The sequence below is a fragment of the Dokdonella sp. genome, from assembly GCF_017744955.1.
Taxonomy (GTDB): domain Bacteria; phylum Pseudomonadota; class Gammaproteobacteria; order Xanthomonadales; family Rhodanobacteraceae; genus Dokdonella_A.
In genome coordinates this window covers 209,562-221,666 of the sequence record NZ_JAGIAG010000018.1, presented here as the reverse complement: position 1 = coordinate 221,666, position 12,105 = coordinate 209,562, and the positions used below count along the sequence as shown (strand labels likewise).

Sequence of the window (12,105 nt, the reverse complement as noted above, 5' to 3'; positions counted from 1 at the left end):
ACGTGCGATCGAGAGCCACCACATTCCTGACCGTCCTCAGCCTCGCGCTGCTGGCCGGCTGCGCGACGCCGGGCAACAAGGAAGAACGGCGCAACGGCGACATCCTGACCGCGGACACGATCCTCAAGCCGGCGCCGCCGCTGAAGACGGACGACACCGTCAGCGGCATCTCGGTCAGTCCGGACGTGAAGGCGAACCGCCCGCCGCCGACGCCGGAGATCAACATCGGCACGGCCAAGTTCGTCAATCCGCAGCCGGCGCCGAAAGCCTCGAGCGGCGAAGGGCAGGTCACGTTCAACTTCGAGAATCAGCCGATCCAGGCGGTGGTCAAGGCGATCCTCGGCGACATGCTGCAGGAGAACTACACGGTCGCGCCGAACGTCGGCGGCAACGTGACCTATTCGACCTCGCGGCCGATCCGTCGCGAGGATGCGTTGCCGGTGCTGGAGATGCTGTTGTCGTGGACCGGCAACGCGCTCGTGCGCGAAGGAGGGCGCTACACGGTGCTGCAATCGAAGGACGCGATTCCGGGCAAGCTCACCCCGCGTCTCGGCGTTTCGCAGCAGCCCGGTTACGGCCTGCGCATCTTCCCGCTCAAGTACATCTCGGCGAGCGAGACGGCCAAGCTGCTGAAGCCGTACGCGAAGGCCGATGCGTTCGTGCAGATCGATCCGAACCGCAGCCTGCTCGTGCTCGCCGGTACGCCGAGCGAACTGGACAACTACCAGCGCACGATCGACACCTTCGACGTCGACTGGATGAAAGGCATGTCGATCGGCGTGTTCACGCTGCAACACGTCGAAGTCGGCAAGATGATTCCCGATCTGCAGAAGCTGTTCGGCACCGAGGGCGAATCGCCGCTGGCGGGCATGTTCCGCTTCATGCCCATCGAGTCGACCAACTCGATCGTCGCGATCACGCCGCAGCCGGAATATCTGAAGCAGGCGGAAGAGTGGCTGTACCGGCTCGATCGAGGCGGTGCCGAGAACGCGCAGCAGCTCTACATCTACAACGTCAAGAATCTCAAGGCGCCGGACCTCGCGGACTATCTCAGCGAGATCTTCCTCGGCACCTCCGGCGGTTCGCGACGCAGTTCGACGTCCGGTCGCGTGGGCCAGGGCCTGCGCTCGACGTCGCTGGGAAGTCGCGGTGGCGTCGGCGGCTCGAACAACAACCTCAGCTACGGCAATTCGCTGCGCCCGCAGTCGAGCCAGGAAAAGAATGCTCCCGCCGCGGCGACCCCTGCCGCCGGCGGCACCACGCCGGCGGCCAGCGGGTCGGGAAAGAAGGAAACCGACATCCGCATCTCGGCGATCGAAGAGAACAACCAGCTGATGATCATGGCCCAGCCGTTCGAGTGGGAGCAGATCCAGTCGGCGATCCGGCGCCTCGACGTCGTGCCGTTGCAGGTGCAGATAGAAGCGCGAATCCTCGAAGTGACCCTCAACGGAAACCTCAGCTACGGCGTGCAGTGGTATCTCAACGGCCTGATGGGCACCGCGACGGGTTCGGCGCAGGAGAACGGTCGCTATCCGATCGACTTTTCCGGCAATCGCTGGGATCGGCATCGCCTGTCGCTCGGCGCCACCGGCAACGTGGCGCCGACGAACAACGGCGGCTTCTTCTATTCGTTCCTGAGCAAGAACTTCGAGGTCGCGATTTCCGCATTGGAGTCCAGCGGCGTCGCGAAGTCGCTCGCCGCGCCGTCGCTGCTGGTCATGAACAACCAGGAAGCGCAGATCAACGTCGGTCAGCAGATTCCCGTGCAGCAGACGTACTTCACCGGCCTGACCGGAACGAATTCCAACGGCAACACGATCGGCAGCGGTTACGGCACCGTGCAGTACCTCAACACGGGTGTGACGCTCAGCGTGAAGCCGCGCGTCAATCCGGGCGGACTGATCTACCTCGACATCGAGCAGGAGGTCAGCAATCCGGGAACGCCGCCGGCCAACGGCAACGGCAATCCGCCGATCAACCAGCGCTTGCTGCAGACCCAGGTCGCGGTACAGAGCGGCGAAACGCTGCTGCTCGGCGGCCTGATCCAGGACAATCGCCGCGAAGGAGAGACCGGGCTGCCGCTGGTGAGCAAGGTTCCCGTTTTGCGCAACCTGTTCGGGTCGACGACGAAGAACAAGGATCGCACCGAGCTGATCGTGCTGATCACGCCGCGCGTGCTTTCGTCCGTGGACGAGGCGCGGCAGGCGACGCTGGACTACACCAATCAATTCGAGTCGCTCGCTCCCCTGCGCATGAAGGGTGAGGCGGTGCCTCAGTCGGCGCAACCGCAGGCGCCTGCGCCCGAACCGGCGCGTACCTATCCGATCCCCGAACACGCCCAGCCGCAAGAGGACACGCCGCGTGACCGCTAAATCGTTCAAGTTCTGCGCATCGCTTGCGCTTGCCGCCATGCTGTCCGCCGTCGTCGGATGCGCCGACAAGGCCAATCCGGACAACGTCGATCGCAGGTCGGTCGAGCGGTGGAACTACCTGATCGCTCATCAGGCCGAGAAGGCTTACGATTACCTGTCTCCGGGCTATCGCGAAACCAAGACGCGCGAAAGCTATGCCGATGCGATGAACAATCGCCCGGTCAAGTGGATGGAGGCCAAGTTCAAGAGCAAGACGTGCGATGCGGACAGTTGCCGGGTGATCGTGGAAGTGAAGTACTCCGTAGCCGTCGGCGGAGCGCCGACGATGGAGTCAAATTCGGACCAGAGCGAGACCTGGATCCGTGTTGACGGTGAATGGTACTTCCTTCCTAAGTAATTGATCTTGGAGGGGGAATTCTTGTTCGGGGGAGGGGATTGCACGTCTGTTTCCTTTGCCTTAACATGGTCGCGCTGTTGCCTGATCTCGCCCTGCCCCCAAGAGCGTTGATTGCACGATTGGAGCGAGGTTGGCCGTGAAGCAAAAAGCCCTGTGGTCAAAATTTAGGAGTGTTGCGATGAAAAGAAATAGCTTAACGACTGCCGTCGTCGCCGGTATCGCTGGCGTCGCTGGTTTCGCGGGCTTGGCGAATGCCGTCAACCTCAATCCCGACGGTCTCGGCCAGGTACTGATCTATCCGTATTACACGGTCAACAAAGGCCAGCAGACCATTCTGTCGGTCGTCAACACGACCGATATCGGCAAGGCCGTCAAGGTGCGCTTCCTGGAAGGCTACAACAGCCGCGAAGTGCTCGACTTCAACGTGTTCCTGTCGCCGCACGACGTGTGGGTTGCTGCGGTCACGGCCGCTGACGCTGCCGACGACGCGAGCGGCGGCAAGCTGCTCACCAATGACAGCAGCTGTATCGTCCAGCCGGGCACGGTGAAGAACTTCGTGACCTATGGTTTCGACGGCACCACGCCGGGCCAGGGCGCCGACGCCGGTCCGCAGACGATCGATCGTACGCGTGAGGGCTACTTCGAAGTCATCACGATGGGCGACATCACGCCGGGTTCGCAGCTCGCCAATGCCATCACCCACGTGGGTGGTAGCGGCGTTGCTCCGGGCACCGCCGTGCCGGCGGATTGCAGCTACGTTGCCGGTGCTTCCGTTGCCACGATCGAAGCTGACCTGGAGCTCACCCCGACGGGTGGTCTGTTCGGTGCGGCCGCGGTCGTCAATACCGATGAAGGTACGTACTTCGGCTACAACGCAGACGCCATCGATGGCTTCACCGAAAGCGTTGTCTACACGGACTCGGGCTCGCTCCAGCCGTCGCTGCAGCAGGCTTCCACGCCGTCCATCGCCACCAACGGTGTCGCTCGTTCGTACGTGTTCACGGGTGAAGGCCGTCTGCTGACGGTCGACTACGCGGACGGTGCGGACGCGGTCAGCGCGGTCTTCATGGCTGATGCGATCTACAACGAGTACAACCGTCAGTGGGATCTGATGGGTGCGTCGTCGGACTGGATCATCACCTTCCCGACCAAGCGTTTCTACGTCGACAAGGTGCTCTATCCGACCAACCCGACGTCGCCGTTCGTTCAGGCGTTCAACGGCAAGTCGAACATCACGGCGGCCTTCACCGGTTACGATCGTGAAGAACAGACCAGCACCCTCGGCGGCTGCGACTCGCCGGTCGGTCCGGACTGCTTCGCGAAGAACCCGGTTCTGCCGTACGAAGTCAACGCTCTGTCGTTCACGGCTGAGAAGCCGACGAACGGTTCGACCGTGCTCGGTTCGCATCTGAACTCGTACATCATTCCGTACGGTTTGGACGGCTGGGCGCAGATCGACCTGGCGTCGGGCGACGGCGGTCACGCTCTGCCGCGCGGTGTCGCTACGGACGGTTCGGACGTTTCGCTCCGTGGTCTGCCGGTGACGGGTTTCTACGCCACCAACATCATCAACAACCAGCTGCAGGGCCCGGATGGCAACATCCTCGCCAACTACAGCGGCGTGTACCGTCACCGCGCACATCGTTCGTGCGTGGGTACGGAAGCGGCTTGCTCGTAATTTCAAGCAGTCGTTATGCGATACGAGAGGGGGCTTCGGCCCCCTCTTTTTTTTGTTGAAATCACTCCTTTCCAAACAAAAAATGAACGACTCATTCCATCGTCCAATGGGGCGCGGGTAGTCATTCGAGGGCATCCGAAAAAGGGGCTGCGCCGTTCGAATCCGTGCGAGCCCGCACTTTCCGAGCCAAAGCCACTGGCAATATATTCGGGACGGCCATTACAATGGGGAGCCCGCTCCCCTGTGGATAATCAACGATGTATCGCAGCAATCCTCATATCGCCTCCGCCGTCGCGCTTGCGTTGACCGTGGCCTGCTCTACGGTCAATGCACAGGTCAAGATTCAAATGACCACCGCACCGACGCCCACGATTCCGGCGACCAACTGCACGGTGACGACGGACGCCAGTGGATTGCAGCTCGTTCCGGGCACTACGGACCTCAAGGCAAACGGGGTGACGTTGAATCCGGCCGGTTGCGGGGGGGGTACTGCAGGCACGCCGGATAACTTCGCGGCGGCAATTACCGTTCCGGCGAGTACATCGCTCAACACTCCGTTCACCGTGACTTGGTCTGCTTCCGCAGATGCGAGCATGTGTGTCTTCGGCGGGGCTCCGACGGCCAATGTTTCGGGATGGTCGTTCGGTACCGCGGCGTGCAATTCTTCGACGCAATGTGCAGGCAGCCATCCAGTGCAAGTTACCGTCAGCGCTGCTGGCTCCTATAACTTCAACGTCACTTGTACCAATGCCAGCGGTTATGCTCAGGGCAGCATTGCCGCCGCGAACAACACCCCGCCGACGCCGGCTGATTTCCCATTGACCGCGACTCCGTCGCCCGCGACGGTCAATCAGCCGTTCAAGGTCACTTGGAATGTCCAGAATGCGACTCGTTGCGACGGCACCGTGGTCAGCGGTCCGGGAACGCTTCCTGGTTGGACTACGCCGACTGATGCATCGGGGACTCGCGCCAACATCGTCGCTGCCACGGCCGGTGCTTATGTCTTGAAGTTGGAATGCTCCAATACCTACGGTTCCGTCACCAGCCAGCAAACGACGGTCAATGTCGGCACTACTCCGACTTCGTGCCCGGGGCCTGCAGGTATGACGCGCTTGACCACGAGCAATATTTCCTACGGTCAGCCCATTGGAGCGGGAGATCCTACCCGTAGCAACGTCAATGTCACCGAGTGGAGCAACATCTGGGGCTTCACGAGTCCCAGTGGAACGACTCCGGTTTCCTGGCCGGGTGTACGTGGAGCATCGGCGGTCATCAGAGGGTTCGGCCGTGACAAGTTCGTCGCCGCGCACTTCAATACGGGCTCCTCGCCGACCACTTTGAACGGCTACTTCGTATACGGGGCGTTGGCGCAGCCGAACCTCGACATGCGAATCAGCACGGTCTGTGGCGACTTCAGCCCCAATACCGAAAACGCGGCGTGCCTGGCGGATGGTCCGAATCACACCGGTATCGCCGGTGACGGCAATGCCAGCATGCATTGGGATCGACTCACGACAAATTCGACTTACTGCCACCTTACTCCGAACACGGATTACTACCTGAACATCAAGGTGCACGATCCGGTGAACACGAACAATTGCGGCGGTACGACGTGCCCGATCTGGTTGACCAGCTACCCGAATCGCTCCGGCCAGTAACGAGCAAAGCGATTCTCGAAATCACGCGATACTGATTGCTGAATGCGGCGGCACGCGGAGCGCAAAGCTCCGCGTGCCGCCGCATTTTTGATCCGCACTCGACTCCCGAGCTTCGTTTCGAACGCTCCGTGAAGGCTCAAGCCCACGGTCGTCGGCTGCATGTCGTGTAAGCTTGTGTTTTCAATTCCAATGAGGGATTCCAGTATGTCCAAGCCGCGGCTCGCCGGGGTTCTGCTGTTTGCATTGGCAGGCGTCTGTACCGCCCAGGAGGGGCCAAGTACGGTGCTCGTGCGGCAGGCGGACGCCATCGTCACGCTCGACGACGTGGACACCTTCGCGGCCGGTATTCCGGAAGCGCAGCGTCCGGCGTTCTTCAGCAGTCCGGTGCGCGTCCAAGGCATGCTGGCAAATTTGCTGACGCAAAAGCAGTTGGCTGCGAAAGCACGGCAAGAGGCGCTCGACAAGGATCCGATGGTTCAGCGGCAGGTGGCTCTCGTTGTCGAGAAGGCGCTGGCGGAAGCGCAAGTGCAGAATTTCCGGAAGAACATCAAGACTCCGGACTTCAGCAAGCTCGCGCAGGAAGAATTCCTCGCTCACAAGAGCAAGTACGCCATAAAAGGGCAGCTCGAGGTCAAGCATGTCCTGATTTCGACCAAGAGCCGCAGTGAGGCGGATGCGCGTGCTCTCGCCGACGACGTCCTGAAGCAGGCCAAGGCACATCCCGATCAGTTCGACGCTTTGATCGAAAAGTATTCGGAAGATCCGGACAAGGCGAGCAATCACGGCTTGGTGTCCGGCTCCGCCACCGAAAGCAGATACACGGCGCCGTTCGCCAATGCAGCGAAGGCATTGAAGCAGCCGGGTGATCTGGCACCCGTGACGAAGACCCCGTACGGATTCCACGTGATTCAGTTGGTTCTGAGCACGCCCGATCAGCCGCAGACTTTCGCGCAGGTCGGCCCGGAAATCATCGCTCGCTTGAAGAGCGAATACGTCGAAAAATCGGTAAAGGACTACACCGACGGGCTGCGCAATCAGAAACTGGACACCAATCGGGATCTGGTGGATTCGCTCCGTACCCGCTACGGCGCGGTGACGATGCCGCCGACGAAGGACGCGGAAGCGGGAGCGACGAAGCAGTAATCGGAGAGCCCATCCGGTCGAGCGGGATATCGCATCGGAGTCCTGGCTTTCGCAGTACGGCCAGGGCTCCCGCCGAATCCTCGGCGCATAGAAACCGGGGGCACGTGCGCAAATGTCCGTTTCCGTTCTCACGCTTCGATTCCTGAGCCGCGATCTCAGGAGTCGATTCGCTGGCAGCTTCTCCGGCGGCTTGTGGGCGCTGTTGCAGCCGCTGCTGCAGCTGGCGATCACCAGCTTCATCTTCCTGTACGTGTTCAAGGCACGCGTACCCGGTTCCGGTGCGCCGAACTACATAGCGTTCCTGGCAGTCGCGTTCTGGCCCTGGACTGCATTCTCCGAGAGCCTGCTGCGTTCGACTACGGCGATTCAGGACAATGCCGCCCTGATCGGCAAGGTCGCACTGCCGCGCGAGGTGCTCGTCGTGGCCGTGGTGGCGTCGAGCTTCGCGATCCACATCACCGGCTTCGTCGCCGTGATGATCGTGCTCACGGCGTTCGGTTACGGGATTTCGCTCCTGCATCTGCCCCTTGCACTGCTGCTCTACGTGCCCCTGTTCGCGCTTTCGCTCGGCTGCGCGCTGCTCTGCGCGGCGGTGCAGGTGTTCGTGCGCGATCTGGTGCAGGCGCTCGGCCAAGTTCTGCCGCTGCTGATGTTCACGGCACCGATCTACTACGCACGCGATCTGCTGCCCGAACGGTTCCGCGATCTGATCGACCTTCATCCGTTCACGTTCTACGCGGAATCGTACCGCGCGCTACTGCTCGATTACGGCTCCTTCGACTATTGGCGTCTCGGCGCCGCGCTGGCGCTCTGCATCGTCGTTCTGCTCGCCGGACATTGGGTGTTCCGCCGGCTCGACCCGCACTTCGAGGACTTCCTGTGACGCAGGTGCTGGTCGAAGCGCGCGGCCTCGGCAAGGCCTATCCGAAAGTCCATCGCAGCGGCGATCGAATGCGCGCACTGGGCCGGCTGCTGTTGACCGGCAACGATCGCGATCGCATCGATGTCTTGCGCGGAGTGAACCTCGAAGTCCGCCGCGGCGAATCGCTCGGCCTGATCGGCGAGAACGGCGCCGGCAAATCGACGCTGCTGAAGCTGATCACCGGCGTGCTGACGCCGACGACCGGCAGCGTGCGCGTGACGGGTGAGATCGGTGCGCTGCTCGAACTCGGAGCCGGCTTCCATCCGGAATACAGCGGCAGGGACAACGTCGCGATGGCGGCGGCGCTGCACGGGTTCAGCAGCGCGGAATTGCGCGAGCGTCTGCCGGAAATCATCGCCTTCGCCGACATCGGCGACTACATCGACGAGCCGGTCAAGCACTACTCGTCCGGCATGGTGGTACGACTCGGCTTCGCGATCGTCGCGGCATTGAAGCCCGACTTGCTCATCACCGACGAGGTGCTCGCCGTCGGTGACGAGTCGTTCCAGAAGAAATGCGTGCAGTGGATCGAGAACTACCTGGACGGCGGCGGCACCCTGATCCTCGTTTCGCACAGCATGTACCATGTGCAGAAGCTGTGCCGGCACGCTTGCTGGCTGCGCGGCGGGGAGGTCGCGATGTCCGGCGACGTGTTCGACGTGACCCAGGCCTATCTCGCCTATCACGAGCGCAAGTCCGCGCCGACGCGGTCGCGATCCGAGGCGGCGCAGGCCGGGCACGAGTTCAGCGTGCTCGGAATCGCACTGAACGAAAGCGAATCCGAGCGGCCGCTGATGCTCGAATTCGGCGACGTCTTGCGCGTACGCGTGCGTGTCCGTTCGCGCGACGGCCGCGTGCCTTGCGTGATGATCGGTGTCGTCAGGGCGGACGGCACGCCCGTCTACGGCGTCAGCACCGAGATCGACTCGGCTTCGCCGCATCGAGTCGCCGAAGACGAATATCTCTGCGAAATCGAATTCGGCAGCCTCGAACTGCTGCCGGGCAACTACAGCGTGCGCGTGCATCCGATGGACACCGAAGGCGTGCGCGTGTTCGACACGCTCGAGCGCAGCCTGACCATTCGCGGCGCTTCGCGCGAGTTCGGCCTGGTGAGATTGGCCCATCACTGGGTCCACGGCAGCCGGGACGAACGATGAGTGACGAGCATTCCCCTTTGCCGTTCACCGGTGAGCGCTTCACGCCGGAGTGCGTGCGCGAGATCTGGTACGAGCACTGGCATCGCTACGCGTTCGCCCGTGGCATCGCCACCGGAAAGCGCGTGCTCGACGCGGCCTGCGGCGAAGGCTACGGTTCGGCCTTGCTCGCGCAGGTGGCAGCGGAAGTCGTCGGCGTCGACATCGACGCGGCCTCGGTGGAGCACGCGCGCGCGCGGTACGCGTCGAATCCGAAGCTGAGCTTCGAACGCGCCGACGCGGCGAAGCTGCCCTTCGCGGACTGTTCGTTCGACGTGATCGTCTCGTTCGAAACGCTCGAGCACCTCGCCGAGCAGGAACAGATGATCGCCGGCTTCGCGCGCGTGCTGCGCGACGACGGCGTGTTGCTCGTTTCTTCGCCGGACAAGCACACCTACAGCGAAGTATCCGGTTTCCGCAACGAGTTCCACGTGCGCGAGCTCTATCGCGACGAACTGCTCGATCTGCTGCGGCCCCATTTCCAGGACGTCCGCCTCTACGGGCAGAAACTGCTGTTCCAGTCCGTGCTGTGGAACCTGGAGGCGCCGCCTCGAAACAATGAACTGTGGACGGCGGAGCGATCAGGCGGATCCTTGAATGCGGGACTCGACTACGCGCCGCTGTATTTCATCGCGGCATGCTCGAAATCGTCGCCGACGACGGCATTGCCCGACCTGTCGCTGTTCGGCGATCGCGGCGAGTCGGTCTACGAGCATTACAATCACGAAATCCGCAAGAACATGAGCGCCGGCGCCCGCATCGCCGAGCTCGAGGCCGAGATAGCCGAGCTTCGGGCGGCGGCCCAGACGCAAGCGCCGTCGGCGCAGCAGAGCGGTGGCTGGCGCTGGTGGCGCCGCAGGCGATAGACGAATGAGCACGAATCTCAATTATCAGATCAACTACGGCAGCATCGAGTCGGCGCCGGCGCAGATGCGCCAGGATCCGAATGCGCCCCTGTATGCGTCGGAGGACGGCTCGGTCGCGTCGCTCTCCAACAACGAATGCATCTTCCAGGTCAGGCGCAGCGGCGACACGCACGTCATGACGTTCCAGGTGCTGCAGGCGCTCGATCAGAGCCGCGAATTCCGCACGCTGGACGAACATGTCGCGCGCATCCTGACCGCCGTTCCCGGCCTGCAAGCACAGCGCGAGAGCGTCGTGCGGGTGCTGAACGGGCTGACCTCCCGCGGCCTGTTCGTGTCGGACGAGGATTTCCTGCAGCGCATTGCCAACGCTGCTCCGCGCACGCCCGCGCCGCTGCGTGCGGTGTTCATTCGGGCCTGCGATCGTCCGCAGCAGTTGACGCATCTGTTCGCATCGCTCGCCGATTACGAGCGCCGTTTCCGTGCGAATCGACATTACGTGCTGCTCGACGATTCCGGAACGCGCGAGGCGGCCAACAAGCATCGCGACCTGCTGCGCGAGTTCGCACGTTCGTCGGGCTGTAAATTGACGTACATCGGAACGTCCGAGCGCGAACGGCTCGTTTCCCGCCTCGCGCGCGCCGTTCCGGGCGCCGCGACGATCTTGCCGCACCTGCTCGGCAGCACTCGCGCCGAGGATCGTTTCGGCGGCGGCCGCGCCTGGAACCTCGCTCTGCTGCTCTCGGCAGGGGCAAGGTTCGTCCTGTTCGACGACGATCATCGCCTGCCGCTGCGTCGCGCCGAGCAGGCTCGCCCCGGCCTGGATCCGAATCCGTCGGCGAGCGCCTATACCCATTTCTACCGCAACATCGAGAATGCGCTCGGCGCGGGCGAAGAAGTCGGCACCGACCCCTTCGAGCTGCACCTCGGCGCAGTCGGCCACTCCCTCGGCACCCTGGTCGGCGGCTCCTCCACCTATGCCATCGATCGCGCGTCGCTGCGGGGACTCGCATTGAGCCGGCTCGACCACCTCGACGGTGAGGCGCCCATTCTCGCCACTCATCATGGCAGCTACGGCAGCTCGCGCACGGAATCGGGTTTGTGGCTGTATCAGCTTCCGGCCGCCGAGCGCGCCGAGTTCACGGCCGATCGCGAAAGCTACGTGCGCAACGTCGAGGCCGGCAGCATCTGGTACGGCTACCAGCAGGCGCGTGCAGTCAGTGCGGCGAACTTCACGCCGTTCGCGCTGGACAATACCTTCCTCCTGCCGTGCACGAATCCGGTCGGCCGCGGCGAGGATGCGCTGTTCTCGAGAGTCATGCGGTTGTGCCACCCGAATGCGTTGACGCTGGAGCTGCCGGTCGCCGTGGGACACGTGCAGGAAACGCAGCGCAGGCGTTCGACCCGGACGCTCACCGCACACACGCCCCGCTTCAACTACTTCGTCAGCGATTTCCTGCAGCGTCAGCTGTCGGATTTCTACGCCGAGGATCCCGCTCAGCGGCTGGAGCTTCTCGCCGCGCACCTGCGCGACGTCGGCGCGGCGAGCGAGCGCGGCCGGCTGCATCAGCTGCGCGAATACCTGGCCTATGCGCGCGCCGACCTCATCGAACGCTTGCAGCAGCAGTACGACGGCGCGCAGAACGCTCCGATCTATTGGCAGGCCGACATCCGGACGATCATCGAGGCCAACGGGCGCGCGCTCACCTCCAAGGCGCCGCCGCGGCTCGGCGACTGGAACGAGAATGTCGACGAAGCGGCCTGCGCGGCGCTGCTGCGCGAGGAGACCCAGCAGCTCGCGGCAGCGTACGAAGCGTGGCCGTCTCTCTGGAAATACGCTCGCGACCAAGGCGAACGCCTGCTCGACGCGATCTGAGCC

At 63.1% G+C, this 12,105-nt stretch carries 9 protein-coding genes; all 9 read left to right on the top strand.

Going from position 1 to position 12,105, the window contains the following annotated elements:
• Window positions 1–2: 2 nt before the first annotated feature.
• The 9 genes from gspD to J7520_RS19490 all read left to right on the top strand — a co-directional run bounded on the left by gspD (window position 3) and on the right by J7520_RS19490 (window position 12,102).
• On the top strand, window positions 3–2,372 hold the full coding sequence (gene gspD / locus J7520_RS19530; RefSeq protein WP_291192123.1) for a type II secretion system secretin GspD: 2,370 nt from the start codon (window positions 3–5) through the stop codon (window positions 2,370–2,372).
• Entirely contained in the window at window positions 2,362–2,769 is a 408-nt protein-coding gene (locus J7520_RS19525; protein WP_291192121.1) for a hypothetical protein, read from the top strand. The genes gspD and J7520_RS19525 overlap by 11 nt, the downstream gene beginning before the upstream one ends.
• A gap of 136 nt (window positions 2,770–2,905) precedes the next feature.
• Window positions 2,906–4,447, top strand: a complete 1,542-nt coding sequence (locus J7520_RS19520; protein WP_291192119.1) for a hypothetical protein — start codon at window positions 2,906–2,908, stop codon at window positions 4,445–4,447.
• Between the two features lie 257 nt (window positions 4,448–4,704).
• Window positions 4,705–6,105: a hypothetical protein gene (locus tag J7520_RS19515; RefSeq protein ID WP_291192117.1), complete on the top strand. Its 1,401-nt coding sequence runs from the start codon at window positions 4,705–4,707 to the stop codon at window positions 6,103–6,105.
• A gap of 204 nt (window positions 6,106–6,309) precedes the next feature.
• Window positions 6,310–7,248 (top strand): peptidylprolyl isomerase, encoded by a 939-nt coding sequence (locus J7520_RS19510; protein ID WP_291192115.1) that lies wholly within the window; start codon window positions 6,310–6,312, stop codon window positions 7,246–7,248.
• A gap of 112 nt (window positions 7,249–7,360) precedes the next feature.
• The gene (locus J7520_RS19505; RefSeq protein WP_291192113.1) at window positions 7,361–8,131 is read left to right on the top strand and encodes an ABC transporter permease; all 771 of its coding nucleotides are present in this window, start codon (window positions 7,361–7,363) and stop codon (window positions 8,129–8,131) included.
• The gene (locus J7520_RS19500; RefSeq protein ID WP_291192111.1) at window positions 8,128–9,327 is read left to right on the top strand and encodes an ABC transporter ATP-binding protein; all 1,200 of its coding nucleotides are present in this window, start codon (window positions 8,128–8,130) and stop codon (window positions 9,325–9,327) included. Before J7520_RS19505 ends, J7520_RS19500 begins: the two co-directional genes overlap by 4 nt.
• Entirely contained in the window at window positions 9,324–10,229 is a 906-nt protein-coding gene (locus tag J7520_RS19495; protein ID WP_291192109.1) for a class I SAM-dependent methyltransferase, read from the top strand. The genes J7520_RS19500 and J7520_RS19495 overlap by 4 nt, the downstream gene beginning before the upstream one ends.
• Window positions 10,230–10,233: 4 nt before the next feature.
• Window positions 10,234–12,102 carry a hypothetical protein gene (locus tag J7520_RS19490; RefSeq protein ID WP_291192107.1) on the top strand — a complete coding sequence of 623 codons (1,869 nt, stop codon included), beginning with the start codon at window positions 10,234–10,236 and terminating at the stop codon, window positions 12,100–12,102.
• The last annotated feature ends 3 nt before the right edge of the window (window positions 12,103–12,105 follow it).